We start from the raw sequence: 21650 nt of genomic DNA, 5'->3' as shown, positions 1-21650 counted from the left end.
ACAAGGGAAACAAACGGGGGAATTCAATCAACGTCGGACTTCTTCGACCGGCAAAACCAAACGGACGTAGGAATTGGATTGCTCGGAAGTCGCCAGCGACGCCGCGGTTTGGGAGGTGCTGTCAGAATCGGCCGATTCGGGGGTCACCACCAATTCCGACCAAGGCGATCGGCAGCGTCCCACCAAAATGCAGCGGTCCGCGGTCAGCAGTGAACTGAAGTCCAGGTGGCTGAGCACCTCATTGCGAAGCACGGTGTATCGCGGTCCGCCAACGGCGTCGTGGAACATCAACATTTCGGCCAATCGCCGCGGTTGGTCGACGGTGGTCACATCCCAGGATTCGCCTTCCGAATTGCTTTCCAAGGCGCGTTGCCGCGACAATTGCCAGCGGAAGTTCTTCTGGCGAAGCGAGTCAATTTCGTCGATTTGCGAACCGGCGGGGAGTCGTGTCGGAAGCAGGTAAACCCAGTTTTGATAGATCAGCATGCCGTCGAGTAAGTCGACTGGCAGCGTGTTGATGAGTTTGCCGTTGAGGAGTTCGCTGCCACGTCGTCGTTGGAGCGTCTGCTGCGGCATGTCCGTCGAAAACTGCGTCTGCAGTGCGATCGATTTGCTGCTTCGTGGTGCCAAATGCATGCCTGCGATTTGGCTGCTCAGGGGCGACGATGGATCGGTTTGATTCAGCAAAACGCTGCAGGATTTCCCGGAAGACTCAATTTGAATGCCTCCCATCGAGAGGCTCGGCGTTCCAAACGGCGCCAAGACTTGGTGATGGAACTTGTCCGCGACCGCTTGGGTTTCGGCGGTGGTTCGAGTCGCGATCCGAACGCGGCTGGATGGATGCGAGTAGACGAACGCCCAACGAAACAAGCGGCCAAATCCAGATTCGGCATCGATGTCCACGAACTCAATCGAGTTGGTCCGAAGCAACGCGTCGTCCACGGCAGCCGGAGCGGTCTCAGGCACATCTGTGGTGCCGGTTTCCGCAGCGATTCGCGGTTGAGCGGCCATCCAAAGGCCGATCGACAACGCCACCGAAACGACGGGGAATGTCAGCCAACCAATCCAGGCACGCTGGTTGAACTTTCGCATCAGCAGGTAATCCAGCGGGCCGACCAAGGCGATCAACAATCCGATGATCACTGCCAGAATCGCAAAACTGAATGGTCGTTTGAGCTCGAAACGATCCAGTGTGGCGCGAGTTTGACCGGCGAGGTCAGCGAATCCACTGAGCCGAATGCTTTCGCTGACGTTGTCTTCGTCCGCATGCCGAAGGGAGTCGCCAATCAGCAGCATGACCAAGTCCATCCGCTGCGGCCACTCGGCGAAAGCGGGGGACTCCAAGTCGGCGGCGAGCACCGTGATTCGGCCAAAGCCAGACACGTAACGAACCGCGAACGGGAGACTGACCCGGCGGCTGGTGCGGCCTGTGATGAGCATTTCGCCAACGCCATCGCGGCCAAACGTTTTGGGCAGTTGCAGGCCTTCGAATGGAGGCAGCCGAGTTTGGCTGCTGGTGAAAGTTTCCAGGCCAGATGGATCGAGGCGAATGGTTTCAGCGGTGGCCACGGAACTGGGGAGCAAGTCCGCCAACCAGTCAGCGGATTCCAACAGCGATTCGGCTTTCTCGCCCAATGTCAGCAGGACTTCGCCGCCGTTTTGGACCCATTGTGAGATCGCGGTACGCTGCGAGGGACTGAGTTCTTTCAGGATCGGAATTCCGGCCGCATTGACCACCAAGAGGTCGATCCCGTCGAGCGCCAAAGCATGGTCCGGGACCGCCGCGGGGTCTTGGATGCGGGTCACCGCGACGGAAGCTTCCCGACTGAGCAACTCATTCACGCCGACGGTGTCGATGCCCAGGGGGTCGCCAAAGACCATCACCCAGGGCATGCCCAAGGGGATCATCGAGGGGCCGTTGGCCGGGATACCCAATTCGGGCAACCGAGTCCGGGCCAGGATCTGATCGCCGGATCGAACGATGATCGGAGCCGCTTCGCTGCCGGGAATGACGAGTGCAAACGGCGAGTCCTCGGCAAGGCTGGGTTGTTCATAGGTGACCACCGCGCCGTCGCCGTCAACGGTTTCAATCAACAAGTCACTGAGTTGCTCGACCGGAATCGCCTTGCCAAAGGTTGACTCCGCTTCCGAGGGTTTCAAGCGAACCGCGGTCCACTGCCCGGGACGGTAATGCCCTTGGATGCCTGCCCAATTGGCCTGCGTGCTGGGGGAGACGGGTTCCTGGGCGCTGCTGTTGGTCGCCAACACGCAGGGCACCAGGACCAGAACGAATGCCAGCAAAGTGGTGCTGGTGGGGCGAGTGGTTCGGGGATGAGACAGTGGATTGCCTTGGGTCATGGTTTTTCACTCAGGCTGCATTCGCACTGAAATCGGCCACAACCAGGGCATCCGTTGCCGTATTTCTTGGACAAGGCGTCTGCCAAGTCGATGTCAGCCACATTCGCGATCGTGAACAGCCAGGCGATGACGTCGGCAAACTCTTCGGCCAGGTTTTCTCGGTCGTCCCCCCGAAGGGCGGAGGCGAGTTCCCCGACCTCTTCCATCAGCCACATGAACGTGCCGTCCACACCGCGCGCGACATCTTTGTCGTAATACATGCGGTGGATGTGCTTTTGCAGATCCGCGATCGAGAGATCTTTGCTGGGAGACGTCATGAAGGAGGTCGGGCGGAGAAGGCGGAATTCGGCGGAGCCGAGCGGAAGATTGAATTCGAAATTGCGGATCAGGCGACTTGGAAGCTCGAAACACGCAAAAAATCTAGGTTCGATCCATTCAGATGATAGGCCAATTCGGCTGGGAGGCGTATTCTAGCGACCCGAATCGGAACCGCGAGGCACCTTGGCATGCCTCCTTCTTGTGTCACGCTGTCCCCTTCCGTTCCACCAAACTTCGGCACACTTGCAACCAGTCGCATGGAATCCAGTTCGAAACCCGAAGTCTCTCCAACGCCTTCCGCCCCCTCGGCGAACCCAAAACCGGCCAAGCTGAACTCGTACCCGTTCTACAGCCCCCGTTTTTGGCATGGGATGCGTCCTGCCGCATGGTGGCGTTTGTTGCGCAGTGGCAACTTCGAAATCAGTCCCTCGCGCGTTCCGATGGTGATCAGCGTTTCGCTGACAACGTTCATCAACACGCTGTTGACGTGCCTGCAGAACGTTTTGTTCGCGCGACGGTTGCGAGAAGCGGAATTGCACGGGCCCCCGGTCTTCATCGTGGGGCACTGGCGAAGCGGCACCACGCTGCTGCACGAATTGATGGTTCGCGATGAACGATTCAGCAGCCCCTCGACATTCCAGTGCTTTGCGCCCTCGCACTTTTTGGTGACCCAGTGGTTCTTCCGGAAATTCGCGAGTTGGTTGCTGCCGGGCAAACGGCCGATGGACAACATGGACGCCGGTTGGGACCGTCCCCAAGAAGACGAGTTCGCGCTCATGAATTTGGGTGTCCCGTCACCTTACCGTCGGATCGCGTTTCCACGGCAACAGCAGGTCGACATGGAGTACTTGGACCTGAATGACATCACCGAGGAAGAACGCGAAAACTGGATGTCCACGTTGCGTTCGTTCTTGTTGCGAGTCAGCGTTTCAACGAATCGACCGCTGGTGATCAAGAGTCCCACCCACACTGGCCGCATCGGTCACCTGGCCCGCGCGTTCCCGCAAGCCAAGTTTGTTCATATCACTCGCGATCCCCGGGCGCTGTTTCCGAGCACCTGCCGGTTGTGGCGAAGCTTGGACGAAGTGCAGTCCTTGCAAACCAGCAAGGAAGAAGGCCTGGATGAGTACGTGCTGACTTGTTTGACCAAGATGTACGACTCCTTCCATGCCGATCGTCAAGAAATCGATGAGCATCACATCATCGACATTCGCTATGAGGATTTGATCGCGGAACCGGTCGGCACGCTGAGGAAAATTTACGAATCGTTGCGGCTGAGTGATTTCGATACGGTCAGCGAAGACATTCAAGATTGGGCCGAGAACGAACATCGTCAATACAAAACCAACACGCACCAGTTGGATCCCGAGCAAGAAAAACACTTGCTGGACCGCTGGAGCGATTACTTTGACCGGTACGGCTACCGCTGATCTCTCTTGGCATTCATTGAATCGTTTGGAAAATGATGAACCTAATTTTTGCACGCTCGTCTTGTGTCCTCCCGCTGACCGTTTGTTTGTTGGCAGGAATGATGTTTCCCGGATGCTCCTCGTCCAGGACGGATTCGACCGCCGATCAGGCGGAAGCTAACGAGGCTTCGTCAACGTCCGGCAATGGTGATGCCACGCAAGAGGCTTCCTCGGATTCCACCGAAGCCTCTTTTGAGCCGCCTGTGTTTGAAGCGGATGCAGAAAAGTTGTTGGCCAGTCGTCTGCCGATCGAGCGCACCCAACAGGGCTGGATTCGATTGTTCGATGGGCACACTTTGTTTGGTTGGGCGATTGGTGGCAAAGCCAACTTCCGAGTGGAAGATGAGACCATCGTGGCCGATCAAGGCGAGAACTGTTTGTTGACCACGTCGACGCAGTGGAGTGATTACGAATTGGAACTTCAGTTCCAGTGCGATGAAGACACGAACTCGGGCGTGTTTGTCCGCACGACGCTGGATCCACAAGACGTCACGGCGGATTGCTACGAAGTCAACATCGCACCGCCGTCGAACCCGTTTCCAACCGGTGGCGTGGTCGAGCGAGCAAAGGGCGAGACGTTTGACACCGACCCTGAAAAATGGCACACGATGAACATCTTGTGCGACGGGGCCACGCTCCGAGTCACGATCGACGGAACCGTGACTTGCGAAATCGATGACGCGACGCGGCCCACCACCGGTTACATCGGTTTGCAGCATCGCGAAGGCCGAATCGCTTTCAAAGACATCCAGTTGCGTCCGTTGGGACTGAAGAATCTGCTGGCCGATGGCTTGGAAGGTTGGACCGTTCGGGAAGGCATGGAAGGTGAGTACCGAATCGACGACGACGGTCATTTGGTGGTCGATGGCGGCAAGCAACAGCTCGAGACAGACGCTGTGTTCGGCGACTTTGTCATGTTGGCTGACTACAAAATGGACGATCCAAAATCCAATTCAGGTTTGTTCTTTCGTGCCATTCCGGGCGACGAAATGATGGGGTACGAGTGCCAGGTCAGCAACGAGCTGATCGATGGCAACCCGTTGAAGCCCGCTGATTGTGGTGCGGGTGGGATCTTCCGTCGCCAGGACGCTCGCGTGGTTGCAGGGGAACCTGAGCGTTGGAATTCAATCCTGCTGGTCGCCGAAGGCAACCACTTCGCGACGTGGGTCAATGGAATTCAAGTGACCGATATCGTTGACACTCGCAAGGCGGATGAAAACCCACGTCGTGGACTTCGACTGGAGCCAGGATCGATCATCGTGCAAGGTCACGACAAGACGACGCAAGCGACTTATCGTCAGATCGCCGTTGCCGTGCAGACCGCCGCAGAAGGCAGTGAGTAGTGGTGACGACGAGGCGGACACGAGGCAGGTTTGAAGCGTTTTGGGCCATCGCGTTGCTCGCGTTGATGGCCGCAACATTTCGGTTGTGGTTGCCAGCGGGCTGGACGGGGGCGGGGGATTATCCCGCCGTGCCAATGTTCGATCTTGCGAACGTTGGCCTGGCTCAGCAAGCGACCGGCCTGATCTCAACGGTGATCACCGGTGTGATTGTGATCGCGTGTTGGGTCATCGTCGGGCTCGGTCGGGCGCGATGGGCGTGGCCGATCATTGCCGCGTCACTTGCGATCTCGGTGGTGTTGGACCAGCATCGATTGCAGCCTTGGGTTTACCAATCGTTTCTGTATGCGGTCTTGTTCACGCTTGCTCCGCGAAATGAATCGGGGCAGGCCTCGGAGCCAGCCTTTCGTTTGATTCGGTTGTTGACGATCAGCGTGTATGTGTTCAGCGCGGTCGGCAAGTTTGACTTTCAGTTCTTGCACACCGTGGGGCAAGACTTTCTGCGGGCTCCGCTGCAGTGGGTGGGCGTCGATGTCTCGACGTGGCCGGTGCGAACGCGTTTGTTTGCTGCGGCCAGCTTCCCCGCATTTGAGCTGTGTGTTGCGTTCGCTCTGTGCTGGTCCCGAACGCGAATGCTGGGGGTGTGGATGGCAACCGCGATGCACCTTGGTTTGCTCACGGTGTTGTCTCCGTTGGGGCTGGGGCACAGTCCCGGGGTGATGGTTTGGAATGTGGTGATGGCAATCCAGGCGTGGTGGTTGTTTGCTGGGCCGGCACTGGAACCCGACCGGGACGCTGAGTCGGAGCCACGCCCGGTGGGTTGGTTGGCGAGTTGGTTAGCGAGTTGGTTGACTTGGGCGACCGTGGCGGTGGCTTTGGTGATGCCGGTGTTTGAACGCAGCGGCTACTGGGATCACTGGTTGGCCTGGGCGTTGTATTCACCCCACAGCAGCCGTGTGTCCCTGCAAGTGCATGAATCAGCGCTCGAACGATTGCCAGCAGCCTGGCAAGTAGCGGTTGGCGCTGACGAAGATGCGGATCGTTGGCACGACCTGCGTCTTGGTTCGTTGTCGCTCGCCATTCGCGGTGTGCCCGCGGTTCCGCAGGCCAGGTATCAATGGGCGCTCGCGAATCAACTGATCCAGCAGAGCGGCATCGAGAACCAGGTTCGGGGCAAAGTGCAGTCCGCGTCCGACCGCTGGACGGGCGAACGGGACGAGCAATGGTGGACACGACCGGATGAATTTCAGGCGGCCGGTGAGGCGTATTGGTTCGTCCCGTAGACGATTGGGATTGGCAACCGATTGACTTCTGGTCACTCGGTAACAGCGGCTTCTTCGGCAGCGGCTTCCGTTTCCGGGCTCTCGGTTTCAGCAGGTGATTCTTCGTCGTTGGAGTCTTCCGAATCGGTTGTTTCACACTCGGGTTCTCGCAACTGCAGCACGATGGCATCGTTGACCACTTCGATTTTGTCGAACTTCCGCAGCAGCTCTGCGGTCTCGACATCGTCGTAAGCATCTTTGGCGAGGTTCTGCTGGGAGAATCCTTCCATGAAGGCTTCGGGAATGGGTTCGCCTTTGACGCTGGCGCTGGTCAGGCGAACGACCAACACGCCGTTGTTCATGGAGACTTCGAATTCGGCGTCGGCGTTGAAGAAGCGACCCTTGCCACCGGGGATTTGGTCGGTCGGCAGTGTGACTTGGCCATACAGTCGCCCATCTTCAATGCGAACGAATGCTTTGCCTCGGAGTTCTTCGTTGGACGAGATCAAAGCGTTGATTTCTTCACTGGTCAGACGCAATTCTCGAGGGAGATCGGCGGGGACCGCTGATTCTTCGACTTCATTCGCGGCATCACCACCGCCGTCGGTTGCAGCCTCGCCATCCGGATCTGCGCCGCTGGAATCTTCCGGCGAGCCCGATTTGACTTGGTCGCTGAAGGCGTCGATCCGGGCCTGCAGTTCATCCAGGCGTGCCTCGTCCCAATCGACCACGGGAACATCGGCGGGGTGCGTGTCGGTGTACTTTTCGACTTGTCCGGTGACAAAGTAGTAGACACCGAACATGCTGGCGATCATCACGACGACCGCGACGGTCAGTGTTCCCAAGCATCCCCATAGGAAGCATCCCCAACCGGATTTGTTGACGGGCTGCACCGCAGCGTTGGGATCGGCGTTCGGGTGAACTGGGGAGCCGGAATGAAACGGATCGTTGGGGTGTGTCGACATGGTCAGACTTCCTTGAGTTGAAGCACCGCTTGGCGAGCGCGGCGCAAAAAGTCGGCTTTGGGTTCACCGGTTTCCAAGAAGATAGGAGCACCGATCGTGATGCATGAGAGCAAGGGCACCGGCAGCACTTCACCACGCGGTAAGATTCGGTTCAAGTTTTCGATGTAGACGGGAACCAATTCGAGGTCCGGGCGTTTTTTGCCCAGGTAGTACAGGCCGCTTTTGAAGTCGCTCATCTCTTCACCCGCTGAGCGGCTGCCTTCGGGAAAGACGATCAGCGAATAGAGGTCGCCCATTTGCCGGATCATGATGTCGATCGGGCTTTTGTGGACCTTGATTTCCTTGCGGTCGATCAACAGTGCGTTGAAGCTGCGTGCGATGTGTTCTTTGAACCAACTTCCGGTCCAATAATCTTTCGCGGCGACGGGTCGGGTCAGCGAGCGGATTTCGTGCGGCAGCGCCGACCAGAGAACCACTGCATCGAGGTGGCTGGTGTGGTTGGCAAAGTAAATTCGTTGGCAGGTGTCCGGCTGGCAATCCACCCATCGAACGGTGAAGCCGCTGAACATCTTGGCGAGCAGAACGATGATGTGGCTGGTCAGTGTCATGCGACCAGTTTACTCAGCTAACCGGTACCCTCGAAGCACCCTTGATTGCAGCGGATCGAGTTCTTGGAGCGGCTTCGGCGACGAAGGCCGGTTGGCTGGCTCGGGATTTCTCGGCAAAAATCTCATGAACGAGCGTTTGGTAGCCATCGACCATCGATTGCAGCGAACCGGTGGCTTGGACCAATTCACGACCATTTCGGCCCAATTGCGATCGCAAGTCGTCTTTCGTGAGCAACCGGTCGATCGCGGCAACGAATGAATTCACATCCTCGCTGGGGACCAACTCGCCTGTCTTTCCAGGCAGAACGGTTTCGGAAATGGAGCCCACATCGGTCGCGACCACGGGGGTTTCGCAGGCCAGAGCTTCCAAAATCGAAACCGGGGAGGCTTCGTTGAGCGAACAGAGCGTGAACACATCCATCGCGGCGAGCAAGCGAGGCGTGTCGCTGCGGTTGCCCAGCAGATGGACTCGATCGGTGAGCCCGAGTTGTTCGATCAAAGGTTCGATCGTGTCTCGTTCGGGCCCTTCTCCGATGATCAGCGTGTGAAGATCGGGGTGTCGTTCCCGCAGTTTGGCTGCTGCTTGAATCAGCATCGAATGATTCTTTTCACTCCGCAGGGCTGCCACGATTCCGATCAACGGGGTTTCGGGGGCCAAGCCGAGTTCTTTCCGAACGTCGGGTGAAGTGCGGCATTCAGCGGAGGGATGAAAACGCTCGCAATCGATTCCGTTGCGAATGACGCGGACCTTGTTCGCGGGAAATCTTTCGAACGTGCGAAGGAATTCACCGTGTGATTCGGCAACCCCAATGAACGCGTCGGTGATCTGGGTGAGCAAGCGATTCAATCTTCCAACGCCGTCGGGCCAACCCGTGGAATGCAGCGCGGACGCGATCACAGGCACGCCAGCCAGCTTCGCAGCCAAGCGTCCCCAGAACATTTTGTCACCGGCACCCACGGTGATCACTGCGTCGGCGTTTCGCTTCCGCAGCAAGCGTGCCAATCGGGGCAGCACCGCGATGTCGTACTTGCCACCAATGAGGTCACTGTGAACGGGGAACTCGTTTGCAATTTCCGTTCCGAGTGGTCCAGGTTCCTTCAGGCAGATGACCTCCGGTTGGATCACGCTTGGATCCATTCGCCGCATCAAGTTCACCAGCAGCGTTTCGGCGCCGCCGACCGGCATGCTGGTGATGACAAACATGCATTTCAACGGTCGCTGAATGGGTTGAGAAAACGAATTCATGAGAAAGCAAGTTCGGGGTGGCGGATTTTGGCAGCGAGTTCGGGTTCGATGTTCAGCACATCTTGGTCTGGCAGAGTGGGCCGTCGACGATTCTTGCGTTCGTCATAGGTCAACCAATTGCGGAGACGATTGAATTGTGGGTCCCCGTGGAAGCGTCGGATGTGAAAGGAGTCATCGCCGATCAAGTTGTACGCACCGTAGGCACTGCAGATTCCTTTGAGACCGCATTGCCGGGCGGTCTCGATGACAGCTGGACGCATTTGTTGTGGCAAGCCGAATGGAACGGCGAGGTAGCGAACCGGTCGGTCAATCATCTCTTCCAAGTTGTTTTTCGCTTCGACAATTTCTTGGTTCAGCTCTTCGATTGTGTGAACCCGGTTGAAATCAACATGGTTGGCCGTGTGCAGTCCGATCTCGATGCCGCTGTCAGCGGCCGCTTTGATTTGTTCGACCGTGTTGATTGGCAACGGATGACCCAGGCGAAGGTCGTGCTCAAAGGGGTGTCCGTGACGGACGTTTTCAGTGGTCACAAAGTACGTGCAAGGGATCCGGTGCCGGATCATCAGCGGCAATGCGAATTCGCAGTTTTCGGAATAGCCATCGTCGAAGGTGAATGAAACCGCCGGCCGAGGCGAGTGGCCTGTGTCGAGTCGACGCTGCACTTCTTGCAGCGAGATCAATTCAAAATGCTCGCGGCAGTAGTCAACCTGGCGTTCAAAGTCCCGCTTTGAAATCGTCCACGGATTGATCGGCTCGTCGGCGACCCGGTGATAAAACAGCACCGAAATCGGGGCCTGACCCTGGTCTGACATTCGCTTCAATTGTCGACGTCGCCAAGGCGTTTGAATCGCCAGACGTGTGGAGATCGCGAGGGAGCGGAGCAATTGCATGGTGTCTTGGGCGGTGAGCGTGGGGAAGCTTTGGCAAACGCTACGATGCCATGGGGGGTGATGTGAAACCCATGGGAAACAGGATTCCAGGTTCTTCGCGTTCGTTGACCGAATGTTCGGGTTGTGTGGGTGGGACCGCCGTGTGGGGGAAGAACCATTCACCGCAACGCTTACCGAAACAGTCCAAATGCCGAAAGACTCCTGTCGACCTGCTTCGAACGGGTGAATGGCAGGGAGACAGGCCCGTTTGGTGGCGATTTGGCTTGTTCCCTGCGGTGCGGATTTGTTACGTCCAATCCAATGAATCACACTCGACGTCCGATCGAACGCCGCCGCAGGGTTCTCCTGACGACCGCCGGTGGCGACTCCGGGAACGTGACGGCCAAGCAGAAGGCAGTCCAGCAGCAATGGCGAGAAGCTCGCCGGCCTGCTGTCGCCTACGGGTCTCGCGTTCGCCGATGTTTGCGCGGACGTTGGTTCTCTTTGGTTCCCGTGCAGCGGTCCGCGCTGACTGGGGTGGTCGCGGTTGTCGTTTGCTTGGCGATGGCGTTGATCGGTTTGCACTACGCTTCGGTTGCCTGGCCCGCTCTGGCAGAGCGAACCTCGGTCACGGCCGTCACTCGAATTGATGCGGTGGGCAGTCTCGGCCGCTACTGCACCAGCATGTTGATGCTGGGGATCGCGGGCACGTCTTGGTTGATCTATCAACTTCGGCGATACCGCAACGATGACTTCCAGGGGCACTATCGTTTGTGGCGTCTGGTCACTGCGATGGGGGTGCTGGGCAGTGTTGCCACGATGGTTCCGCTGATCGATTTACTGGGCGGGGTCACCGAATGGGCGTTGGGAAAACGCGTGGCACTGTCCGGCAGTGATTGGGTCAAGCTGTTGTTGACCGTGGGTGGCGCGGTGGTGTTGTTGCGAACCACGGCCGAGATGTGGAAGCATCGAAGCGCAGCCGCATGGATGTTCGCCGGATGGTTGGCGGCATCGTTGCCCGTCGCCGAGAACTGGAATCTCTTCACGATTGACACACCGCTTCGTTGGACCGCGTTCACGTCGGCGATGTTGATTGCCGCTTCTTGCTGGTTTTGCGCGACGGTGATGTACTTGCGAACGCTGTACATGGACGTTCGCGGAATCCAGCGTCCTGCGACCTTGGCGGTCCGTTTTCGACAAGCGTTGGCGGAACAGGGGGACAGCATGCGGGAGTGGACCAAACGCGAACCCAAGCCACCCAAACAGGCCCCCGCAGCGAAAGCGGCCCCTGCCGCGAAGCAAGCTCCAGCACCCAAACCAGACCCGGTTTCCAAGTCAGCCCCAGTGTCGACAGCAGCCCCTGCGCGTCAAGCCGCAAAGCCACCGGAGCCGAAAGGCCCCGAGAAGGAAGCCGGTTCAGATACCAAGACGGCTCGCAAGCGACGGTTTTGGCAGCGTGCCGAAGCCGCTCCAGCCAGCGATGTGTCCAAGAACACCAACGATCGATCCGCCCAGTCGGACGACGATCGGGACGAGGGGGGCAGCGATGCTTCTGCCCACGATGAAAACGGCAAGGAAGCGGAATCCAGCAAGCGATCTTCCAAGTGGAAGTTCTGGGGCCGCAAACGCAAATCAGCTGACTCAGAGGATGAGTCCGACGAAGTGGAGCTGAACGAATCGTCTGAACCGGATGGCGACACCGAAGACACGGAGCCCAAGGCCAAACGCTCGTGGTTGCCCAAGTGGAAGCGAACGCCCAAAGCCGTTGCCGATGAGGAATCCGAGAACGAAGAGGAGCCCACTCGACCGGCTCCTTCCGCTTCGTCGGATGATGAAGATGTTGAAGGGGCACCCAAGAAGCGGCGATTTGGATTCAAGCTTCCGTCGCTTGGCCGCAAGGCAAAGAGCGATGCGTTGACAGACCCAACTGATTCCGATGATGAGTTCTCAAGTTCGGACTTGGAGGAAGTCGCTGATTCACGCTCGAATGCCCCGTCTTCGCCGAATCGGGATTCCGACGATGATTCCCAGCCCGACTACAGCGAGATGGATGAAGAGGACATTGATTGGTCCGGCATGAACAAAGCGGAACGCCGCCGGGTTCGCAAGCAACTCAAACGCGGTGGGCGGGCGGCTTAGCAATGCCTGGTCCACCACGGCAGCCTGACGCTACCAAGCATTGTCCAGTCCAGCGTTCGTCTGCCCTGCGAAATGTTTGCTATTGGCGTTCCGATCGCGAATGCAATTTTTCTTCCGGCTTCTGTCTTTCTTCATCCCGGTAGGGATTTCAGATGGTAGCCGGGGGTCGCTGCGTCGCAGCGTACCCCCGGAAAACGAGTTTCCATAAAACTCTCCATCCCGCCGTGGCCAATGGCCACGGCGGGATGGAGAGTGGCGGCGTGGGGGGGCGTGTCCATCGGTGGCGCTATCGCTTACCGACGGCTACCATCTGAGATCCCTACCGGGATGAAAACTTGCGCAAACGAATACGCTCCACAACACCAAACATTTCGCGGTCCAGCGTTCGTCTGTCCTCGCCCCAGTCATTTTGCAGTTGCCGGCAAAGTTTGACTTCACGTCGCAGTTTGACTGATCCGCAGTGTTTGCCTGGCCGATAAAGACGATGTTCGCGCGATCGGTGCGCCGGAAATGTCTGGCGAGCCGACCTGACGCGAGGTGTCTTCACGTCATTCAACCATGGGTTTGTCTTCGTCGCTATGTCGGAGCAACAGTCCACGACCGAATCCGTTCTTCGCGTTCAAACCGCGAAGCCGGAGCTGCCAATCGATACCCCGATGCGGCGATGGATCATGCAGTGGGGAACCGCGGTGGTGGGTGGGGTGACTGCGGTCGGTGACTTGGCCATGTTCACCTGGCAAATGTTTGTCTGGATGTTCACACGGATGCCGCGCCGCGACACGGTGCTGGTCAACTTTTACCAGGTGGGCGTGCTGAGTCTGCCGGTGGTGGCATTGACTGGTTCCTTCATCGGGATGGTGTTGGCCGTTCAGAGCTACTACCAATTCCACACCATTGGTTTGGAAACGCACTTGGGAGTGGTGATCAACACCTCTTTGGTCCGCGAGTTGGGGCCGGTTCTGGCAGCGACAATGTTGGCCGGCCGAGTCGGTGGTGCGATGGCCGCGGTCTTGGGCACGATGCGAGTGACGGAACAAATCGATGCGTTGACCACCATGGGCGCTGACCCGATCCACTACTTGGTGGTGCCGCGGTTCATGGCCTGCCTGCTGTTGATTCCCGCGCTGACCATTGTCGCGGACTTCATGGGCATCGTGGGTGGGTACTTCTACAGTGTGATCATTCTTGGAATCGACCGAGCGGCCTACTTGCATCACTCACGCGAAGGCGTCGTTGCGTTTGATTTGTTCAACGGGATCTTCAAAAGCATTTTCTTTGGTGGCGTGATTGCAATCATCAGTTGCTACCGCGGTTTCAATTGCCAACCCGGCGCCGAAGGCGTTGGCAAAGCTGCCACGGAAGCCTTTGTGTATTCGTTTGTGATGATCCTCGCGATCGACCTGTTCCTGAACATCGTTTTGGACTGGGTGTATTTCAGTTTCTACCCGGAAGGCACGAGTCTGTTCTAGTGAGCGATCCCAACCCTCCTATCGATCCATTCGACCAAGAAGCTTCCCAAACGCAGGCTGAGGAATCAGCGGTTGCGGTGAAGGAGCCTCCTTTGGTGGAAGTCGAAAACCTGGAAGTGTCCTTCGATGGCCAAGCGGTCTTGAAGGACATCAGTTGCCAGATTGAACGTGGTCAAACCGTTGCTGTGATCGGCGAGAGTGGCTGCGGCAAAACGGTGTTCATGAAGACGATCGTTGCCTTGGTGCAGCCAACTGTCGGTCGGGTGCTGTTCGATGGCGAAGACTTGTCGCTTCTCAACCCAGCGGAGCTGGCAGTGATTCGGCGGCGATTCGGATTTGTGTTTCAGCACGCCGCGTTATTCGACAGCATGAGTATCTTTGACAACGTTGCGTTCCCGATCCGACAGAACGAAGAGGGCACGGACGAAGCTGAGATCAACGACCGGGTCCGCCAGCACATCAGCGAAGTGGGATTGCCAGAAGAGGTGATCTACAAGCGGCCAGCCGAACTTTCAGGAGGCATGCAGAAACGGGTGGGGTTGGCTCGTGCGTTGGTGCTGCGTCCTGAATTGGTGGTTTACGACGAACCAACCACTGGGCTGGATCCGATCATGAGTGATGTGATCAACGAATTGATTCTGCATACACGGCGGATGTACCCGGTGACCAGCATCGTGGTCACGCACGACATGCACACCGCACGAAAAGTGGCTGACCGAGTGATGATGTTTTATCCGCGACGTCGGCTTGATGCCGACCAATCTCAAATCCTATTCGACGCTCCACCCAGCCAACTCGAGCACGCCGAAGACCGGCGAGTTCGTCAGTTTGTGCGGGGGGAAGCGGGGGACCGCATCCGCGAAATGACTCAGGGGATGGCTTGAACCATGGATGACAGCAAACTTCGTTTTGGTGTGGGCGTGCTCGTGATCGCAGCGATTGGAATCGCGGTGATCCTCACGTTTTTGTTCGGTGCGTTTCCCGCGATTCTAAATCGCGAGTACACGCTGAATGTTTATTTCCCGTCCGCCGACGGGATCAACGTCAATGCGGCGGTGTATCGCGACGGCGTCAAAATCGGACGCGTGGATGACATTCAGCTGCAAGAGAAAGGCGGCGTGATGCTGACCTTGTCGATGGATGAGAGCATTCGGATGACACACGAATACATTCCACAGATCGGGATCGGTTCGTTGATCACCGGCGATTCGAAGCTGGAGTTTCGGAAAGCCGATCGCCGAGAATTGGCTCAGTTGTTTGCGAACAACGAAGACATGATCAATCAGCTTTACACCGATGACGAAACATACCGTTACGGAAGTAAGCGGGAGGATCCGTTCAACCTGATTTTTGGAATGGAAGATGAGCTCGTCTCGACCTTCCGAAGCGTTCGAGGAGCGGGCGATGCAATCCAAGACATCGGCAGTGATATCAAAGGGTTGGTTCGTGACGTTCGCGGTGTGATTGGGATCAGCCCAGCGGCTCCCGCAACGACTCCGTCTGTTCCGATGGGAGGTTTCCCGCAATCGATGGCACCTGCACCAGCATGGGCGCGGCCGATCGCCTTGGTGAGCCAAACAAGTGTTCCGGGGAATGCTTCCAACAACGTGGTTCAGACTGTGGCGATGCAGCAGACGTTCCCTCCGCAAAGCACGCCTCCCCAGGGATTCACGCCGCCCCCTGGGTTCGGCACGCAGCTGGGGACGCCTGTGCCGGGCCAGTCTGGATTGCAGACACCACCCACCATCACGCAGTTGGCAGGGGAGGCTTCCCAGGCGGTCAAGGAGTTCGGGTTCTTGGTGCGAGATATCCGGTCGATCATCGGCGATCCCCGAATTCAGCAAAATGTCAGCGACACGGTCGACCGTTTGCCGGGTGTGTTGGATGAGGTGAAGGTGACACTCGAAGACGCTCGCGACACCTTTGAGACGTTCCGCGAAGTCGGTGGTCAGTTCGAACAGGTTGGGATTGTCGCGGAAGACGCGGTTTCGCAGACTGCGGCTGAGTTGCAGTCGACACTGGAAAGCGTCCGCAGCACGGCCAAGAGTTTCGAAGGCACCGCCCAGAACATCGAAGCCTTCACTGAACCTCTGGGTGAGCGTGGCGCCGAGCTGATTGAAGCCGTGCTAGTGAGCTTGGCCAACGTTGACAACGCGTTGGTGCAGTTGGACACGTTTGGTCGGACCCTCAACAGCAGTGACGGAACGGTTCGACGCTTGCTGGAAGACGATGAGTTGTTCTACCAGGTCCAGCGAACGGTTCAGAACATCGAAGCCGCCTCCGCGAGATTGCGACCAATCCTGGATGACGTTCGTGTGTTCTCGGACAAGATCGCTCGCGACCCAAGGCAGTTGGGCGTCCGGGGTGCCATCACGAGTCGTCCCAATGGAATGGGCCTGAAGTGATTCAAAACCGGTGTCGCTGGACTCACTCAGCACCTGAGAAGGAGTGGTTCGGCAACTGATTCGAGAGTAGCGAAGCTCGTCAAGAGTTTCGATTTGTTCGACGAGACCCCGAAAGTCTTGGCGGCTTCCGCTACGGTGATGCCCTTTGGGATCACGCACCGGGCGGCTTGGGCCGTTCCGCTCGAAGAGGAAGTATCAGGGGCAGTGGCCTACGTGAAGCGTGAGATCGTCTGGTAGGCGATCAAGGCGGCAGCTGATTCGAGAGTAGCGAAACTCGTCAAGAGTTTCGATTTGTTCGACGAGACCCCGAAAGTCTTGACGACTTCCGCGACGGTGATGCCCTTTGGGATCACGCACCGGGCGGCTTGGGCCGTTCCGCTCGAAGAGGAAGTATCAGAGACGGTGGCCTACGTGAAGCGCGAGATCGTCTGGTAGGCGATCAAGGCGGCAGCTGATTCGAGAGTAGCGAAACTCGTCAAGAGTTTCGATTTGTTCGACGCGACCCCGAAAGTCTTGACGACTTCCGCGACGGTGATGCCCTTCGGGATCACGCACCGGGCGGCTTGGGCCGTTCCGCTCGAAGAGGAAGTATCAGGGGCAGTGGCCTACGTGAAGCGTGAGATCGTCTGGTAGGCGATCAACGCGGCAACGTAGGCCAAGACGGTCATGTAGCCGAATTGGAACGCGGCCCATCCCCAGGATCCTGTTTCCTTTTTCGTGACCGCTTGCGTGGGCAGGCACTGCATTGCGAGCACGAAAAACACGAGCAAACTGACGCAGGTTGCGGGCGTGAAAACACGGTTCCCGTCCGCGTCGGTGGCCGACATCAGGCGAGCGTGCAGTGAAGATTCGTCTTCGGGTTCAGGTCCCAGTCCATACAAGATGCTGAGTGTCGAAACGACCACTTCGCGAGCAGCGAAACTCGTCATCACACCGACGCTGGTCTTCCAGTCAAATCCCAGCGGGGCAAAGACGGGCTGCACAAATTTACCCATTCGCCCGATGACGGCGTATTCTTGCGACGCCAGAGCGCGACGGTTTTCAAGGTCCGATTCATCCAGGGTTTCGGCGTCCAGACCGGCTGTCTGAATCTGTTCGGCAAAGCGTTCTTCAGGCAGTTTGGGATACGTTGACAGCACCCAAATGCCAATGCTGATCGCCAGGATCACGACGCCAGCGTCTCGCAGGAATCCCCAGCCCCGTTCGTAGGCATGGCGAAGGGCATTGCTGAGCGAGGGAGTTCTGTATGGCGGCAAGTCCAGAATCAGCGGGGCGGCTTCGCCCGGCAGAATCGATTTCTTGAGAATCCATGCGACGAAGAAGGCGGCCACCATGCCGAGTGCGTAGGCCGACGCAAAAAGCAACGCTGCCAACCATGGGCTGGATGGAAACAGCAACGCAGCGACCATCGTGTACACGGGCAAGCGGGCCGAGCAGGTCATCAGCGGGATGACCATGATGGCCGCCAATCGGTCTCGCCGATTTTCGATGACCTTGGTCGACATGATCGCTGGGATGGCGCACGCATGAGCGGCCAGCAGCGGGACAAACGCTTGGCCGGGTAAACCGACGCGTCGCATCCATCGGTCGATCACCACCACGGCACGTGAGAGGTAACCTGAATCTTCGAGGATGGCCAGCATGAAAAACAGAATGCAGATCTGCGGCAAGAAGATCACCACGCCGCCAATGCCTGCCAAGATCCCGTCGGTGACCAGGCTGTTGAGGTCACCTTCGGGCAGCCAGCCTCCCACTGTTTCGGTGATCAAGCCGAAGGTGGCATCGAGCCATTCCATCGGGTATTGAGCGAGATAGAACACGGATGCGAAGGCGGTGACCATCACGGCGACAAAAATCACCGGGCCGAGAAAGCGGTGCGTGGTCAATTGGTCGACTCGGTCCGTCCATTCGTCCGAGGCAACGTAACCGGTTCGGGTGCTTTCGCGAGCCAGGGTGGATGCCCAGCGGTGACCGTCTGCAAACGGACAGGCTCCGCAAGCTCCGCATTCCAGTTCGGTCGTTTGGGCGTCAGCCCCCAACACAACCATTTTACGTGGTTGAAGTAATTGACGAAGGCTCGCCTTGAGTTGGGGGAGGCCTTCTCCGGTGCGAGCAGAAACGCCAATGACCGGGCAGCCGAGTTTTTGAGAGAGGATCTCCAAGTCGACATCAACGCCGCTTTTCCGCGCCAGTTCGATCATGTTGACCACAACCAGTGTCGGGCGTCCGCACTGGATGGCCTCACGGGCAACGGCAAGGCTGCGTTGAAGGTTGGTCGCGTCGACCACGACCAACACGCCCTCGGGAGGGCACTCGGATTCGCCGGTGATGAACGCTCGTGCGATTTGTTCTTCGGGAGACGACGCCGTCAGGGAGTACAACCCAGGCAAGTCGACCAGCGTGCAGGACTGACCTTCCTCCAAATCCACGGTGCCAGTTCGACGGTCCACGGTGGTGCCGGCAAAGTTGGACGTCTTCGCAAGCAGATTGGTCAGTCGGTTGAACAGCGACGTTTTGCCGACATTCGGGTTGCCAACCATGGCAACCACACGAGCTTGGCAAAGCTGTTTGGGGGATGAATCTTCCGAAGAGTTGCAACTCGCAACCGGTGAAACGTTCATCCGTCGGTGGCCCGCACGAAGATCTGCTGAGCGATCTCTCCGGCGACGGCAATCCGGCTTCCAGCGGCTTTCAGGATCAGCGGGTTGCCTCGGCGAGACAGCTGGACCAATTGACCTTCAAACAGACCCAACGCTTTCAAACGTGACGCGCAGTTCTCCGGCAGGTCCAATCGAATGATTTCGGCACAGTTGGATCCACAACGATCCAGAGCGAGTTCGGCTATCAAAGCATCACCTGTAAATGAGAACGATTCTCGATTGCGTTCACTTTAGATCTTCGGAGCCCGCATGGGTAGAGGGACGGTCCACCGATTGCGCTTATATTTTTCGGTGGTGCTCCGCTGGCTGGCCCCCCGAACGAGCTGCTCTGCCGGATGCGAAGACGCTGGTTGACGGTGTCGCTGCGGGATGTTGCTGAGGGCTTTGTCTCGATTGGTGGCTCTGACGCGTCGTTTTCACCTCGCTTGTCTCTTTGCGTGGTTCTCATCGAGCTCTCTTCAAACTGTCCTCTGCACGCAGTTCTCTGCACGCAGCCTGGCTCGATTCGGGAGAGGGGCATCCCGCGAAAATCCGCTGGAAAACGGCATCCAACGGCCGCACGACCTCGGAGAGTGGGAGGGGCACCGGGTGGTGTACAATTGATGGCGGGAAGAGAAAGGGATTTGGCGGTGGATTTTTGTGCGTCTCGCTGCGTGTATTTCGCGGGGAAGATCATTGCCGTCGTGGCCCATTGGTCCTCGATCACGCAAATTCATGGAGCGAGACCGGAGAATGAAACACTCGAAGTCCATGGGGGTGATTGAGCAGTTCGGTTTGAGCGTTTCGTTGAAGGAAGCAGATTCGATACGCTAGCCAGCCTGCTCGCAATGTGCGTCTGACCAAGACGTTCTTCGACTTTTCATGATTTTCTTCATTGTGCGAGCTCTTTTCTTACGCCGGGTTGATTGATATGTCGCATACGACGGTTTCGAGTTTAGACGAGGTTCACATCTTGCTTGTCGAGGACAACGAAATCGATGTGATGGCGTTTGAACGCGGTATCAAAAAGAATGAGGTTCCAAATCCACTGACGGTGGCCGAAAATGGTCAAGTCGCTTTGGACATTTTGCGAGGCGAGCATCCAACCAAGACGGTGGGGCCGCAGCGGATTGTTTTTTTAGATCTCAACATGCCAATCATGACTGGCGTGGAGTTTCTCGAAGAGATTCGGCGAGACCCGGAACTCAATTCGACCGTTGTGTTTGTGTTGACCACGTCCGATCACGAGGTGGATTTGGTCGCCGCGTACAAGAAGAACGTCGCGGGGTACATCTTGAAGTCTCGCGTTGGCGATGCCTGTCGGAACCTTCACGACCTGATGCGTTCTTACTGGCGAATTGTTGTGATTCCCTGATGCAATTGTTCGCTGGAGCGACCGCCCGTACCTGACGCCTCTTCTAACAAGGAGTCGGTGGTTTGAGGTGTTCGCTTTCGTTCGCGCTGTCGAGCCGTCCGTTCAGTCCAGCCAATCAAGTTGGGCTTCGTCGATGACAACCGAGTTGGAAACGTTGTTTCCGAAGTCTTGGAAGCGATCGAGTTGCCAGACGACGTGCTTGGTGGAAGGTTCCAGTTCAATCAGGATCGGTTGCCCGGGCCCTGCATGACAGTTGCCGATCACGTAGTTGCCATTCTCAAGGATTTGCAGGGTGGTGACCCAGGCCAGGCGGATTCCTGGGAGATCGTTTTGGTGGATTTCCCAAACGATTTTCTTGTCCGGTGTGACTTCGAGGACACTGTGCCCATTTCCGGACGCGATCAGCGTGTTGCCGTTGTCCATCCGCAAGGCGGTGAACAGGCGGTTGCCAAACGCTTCGGGGCCATGGCCACCGGCTTCTTGCTTGCCGAACATCGGCACTTCGTATTCCCAGACCACGTCGCCGTCAGGGTTGTATTCGCGAGCCTTGCCATCGGCTTCATGGGCGACCAGGTAATTGCCTGATTTAAGTCGTCGCACCAAGCGGGTGTCAGTGTGTGCGTGGGGGTGCTCCACTTGGAGTGCAATCTTGTGGACGATGTCTCCATCGCGGTTGACTTCGATCAATCGCTGGGCGCCGGATTCGGCGATCATCAGGTTGCCGTTGGGAAGTGGTTCAAACGCGTGGATTTCGATTCGTTTGCCCTCGTTGCCTCCCTCTTTGCCGCAATCATAGCTCCACACCACTTCTTTCGTGCTCGGATCGATTTCGACGACGGTTGCCGGGCCTTGGCGAGTCAGGATGTGACCGTTGGGAAGCAGATGTAGATCGTGAATGCCGCCCCAGTCCATTTGCCATCCAGTCGAACCGTCGGGTTCAACGACGACCAAGCCTTTTTTGCCGTGCAGCAACACCCGGTGCTGAGCGGTCGTTTCCTCGGCCGACACCGGGCTGGTTTGCATCGCAAAACCAATCAGCGTTGCGGCGATGACCGGCAAGATTGCTCGGCGGGTGGTTCGCAATTGGGATGACGCGGTCGTCGCGCGGGATGAGCCGATCCAAGCTTGGAGTCTCTGAATCATGGGGACTTGCTTCTGCGGGGAGGGGATTTGGGAAGGGATCTTAGC

At 57.7% G+C, this 21650-nt stretch carries 17 protein-coding genes; 8 read left to right on the top strand and 9 right to left on the bottom strand.

What is annotated here, in order from left to right; translation table 11 throughout:
• Positions 1 to 27: 27 nt before the first annotated feature.
• Positions 28 to 2358, bottom strand: a complete 2331-nt coding sequence (locus UH5x_RS11365; protein WP_482635716.1) for a hypothetical protein — start codon at positions 2356 to 2358, stop codon at positions 28 to 30.
• Positions 2355 to 2675 carry a MazG nucleotide pyrophosphohydrolase domain-containing protein gene (locus UH5x_RS11360; RefSeq protein WP_008663028.1) on the bottom strand — a complete coding sequence of 107 codons (321 nt, stop codon included), beginning with the start codon at positions 2673 to 2675 and terminating at the stop codon, positions 2355 to 2357. The genes UH5x_RS11365 and UH5x_RS11360 overlap by 4 nt, the downstream gene beginning before the upstream one ends.
• Before the next feature lie 258 nt (positions 2676 to 2933).
• On the opposite strand from UH5x_RS11360, the gene UH5x_RS11355 reads away from it, so the two are divergent.
• The 3 genes from UH5x_RS11355 to UH5x_RS11345 all read left to right on the top strand — a co-directional run bounded on the left by UH5x_RS11355 (position 2934) and on the right by UH5x_RS11345 (position 6768).
• A complete protein-coding gene (locus UH5x_RS11355; protein WP_047814941.1) occupies positions 2934 to 4106 on the top strand; it encodes a sulfotransferase family protein in 1173 nt (390 codons plus the stop codon).
• A gap of 32 nt (positions 4107 to 4138) precedes the next feature.
• Positions 4139 to 5488, top strand: coding sequence for a 3-keto-disaccharide hydrolase (locus UH5x_RS11350; RefSeq protein ID WP_482635715.1), 1350 nt, complete (start codon positions 4139 to 4141; stop codon positions 5486 to 5488).
• A 65-nt stretch (positions 5489 to 5553) separates the two neighbouring features.
• Positions 5554 to 6768, top strand: a complete 1215-nt coding sequence (locus tag UH5x_RS11345) for a hypothetical protein (RefSeq protein ID WP_482635714.1) — start codon at positions 5554 to 5556, stop codon at positions 6766 to 6768.
• Positions 6769 to 6800: 32 nt separating this feature from the next.
• On the opposite strand, the gene UH5x_RS11340 is transcribed toward UH5x_RS11345, so the two are convergent.
• From UH5x_RS11340 to UH5x_RS11325, 4 genes are read right to left on the bottom strand one after another with little or no spacing between them, the layout of a single operon-like run.
• Positions 6801 to 7712 carry a hypothetical protein gene (locus UH5x_RS11340; RefSeq protein WP_482635713.1) on the bottom strand — a complete coding sequence of 304 codons (912 nt, stop codon included), beginning with the start codon at positions 7710 to 7712 and terminating at the stop codon, positions 6801 to 6803.
• Between the two features lie 2 nt (positions 7713 to 7714).
• Entirely contained in the window at positions 7715 to 8320 is a 606-nt protein-coding gene (locus UH5x_RS11335) for a lysophospholipid acyltransferase family protein (RefSeq protein WP_047814938.1), read from the bottom strand.
• 13 nt (positions 8321 to 8333) lie between these two features.
• A complete protein-coding gene (locus tag UH5x_RS11330) occupies positions 8334 to 9524 on the bottom strand; it encodes a glycosyltransferase family 4 protein (protein WP_482635968.1) in 1191 nt (396 codons plus the stop codon).
• Positions 9525 to 9562: 38 nt separating this feature from the next.
• Positions 9563 to 10456, bottom strand: coding sequence for a polysaccharide deacetylase family protein (locus tag UH5x_RS11325; RefSeq protein ID WP_047814937.1), 894 nt, complete (start codon positions 10454 to 10456; stop codon positions 9563 to 9565).
• Positions 10457 to 10756: 300 nt separating this feature from the next.
• Here UH5x_RS11325 and UH5x_RS11320 point away from each other — a divergent pair, with 300 nt between their 5' ends.
• From UH5x_RS11320 to UH5x_RS11305, 4 genes are all read left to right on the top strand, one after another.
• A complete protein-coding gene (locus UH5x_RS11320) occupies positions 10757 to 12574 on the top strand; it encodes a hypothetical protein (protein ID WP_482635712.1) in 1818 nt (605 codons plus the stop codon).
• A 578-nt stretch (positions 12575 to 13152) separates the two neighbouring features.
• Positions 13153 to 14043 carry an MlaE family ABC transporter permease gene (locus UH5x_RS11315; RefSeq protein WP_047815039.1) on the top strand — a complete coding sequence of 297 codons (891 nt, stop codon included), beginning with the start codon at positions 13153 to 13155 and terminating at the stop codon, positions 14041 to 14043.
• Positions 14043 to 14927, top strand: coding sequence for an ABC transporter ATP-binding protein (locus UH5x_RS11310; protein WP_047815038.1), 885 nt, complete (start codon positions 14043 to 14045; stop codon positions 14925 to 14927). The genes UH5x_RS11315 and UH5x_RS11310 overlap by 1 nt, the downstream gene beginning before the upstream one ends.
• 3 nt (positions 14928 to 14930) lie before the next feature.
• Positions 14931 to 16448: an MlaD family protein gene (locus UH5x_RS11305; RefSeq protein WP_482635711.1), complete on the top strand. Its 1518-nt coding sequence runs from the start codon at positions 14931 to 14933 to the stop codon at positions 16446 to 16448.
• A 605-nt stretch (positions 16449 to 17053) separates the two neighbouring features.
• Here UH5x_RS11305 and feoB read toward each other — a convergent pair.
• Positions 17054 to 19069, bottom strand: coding sequence for a ferrous iron transporter B (feoB, locus tag UH5x_RS11300; RefSeq protein WP_482635710.1), 2016 nt, complete (start codon positions 19067 to 19069; stop codon positions 17054 to 17056).
• A complete protein-coding gene (locus UH5x_RS11295) occupies positions 19066 to 19296 on the bottom strand; it encodes a FeoA family protein (RefSeq protein WP_047815035.1) in 231 nt (76 codons plus the stop codon). Before UH5x_RS11295 ends, feoB begins: the two co-directional genes overlap by 4 nt.
• A gap of 722 nt (positions 19297 to 20018) precedes the next feature.
• Here UH5x_RS11295 and UH5x_RS11290 point away from each other — a divergent pair.
• Positions 20019 to 20462 carry a response regulator gene (locus tag UH5x_RS11290; RefSeq protein WP_047815034.1) on the top strand — a complete coding sequence of 148 codons (444 nt, stop codon included), beginning with the start codon at positions 20019 to 20021 and terminating at the stop codon, positions 20460 to 20462.
• Positions 20463 to 20564: 102 nt separating this feature from the next.
• Here UH5x_RS11290 and UH5x_RS11285 read toward each other — a convergent pair whose 3' ends face one another.
• On the bottom strand, positions 20565 to 21605 hold the full coding sequence (locus tag UH5x_RS11285; RefSeq protein ID WP_482635709.1) for a PQQ-binding-like beta-propeller repeat protein: 1041 nt from the start codon (positions 21603 to 21605) through the stop codon (positions 20565 to 20567).
• Between the last annotated feature and the right edge of the window lie 45 nt (positions 21606 to 21650).

Source organism: Rhodopirellula sp. UH5 (assembly GCF_056839225.1).
The sequence above is the reverse complement of the archived record's forward strand: the minus strand, read 5'-3'. Positions and strand labels throughout refer to the sequence as shown.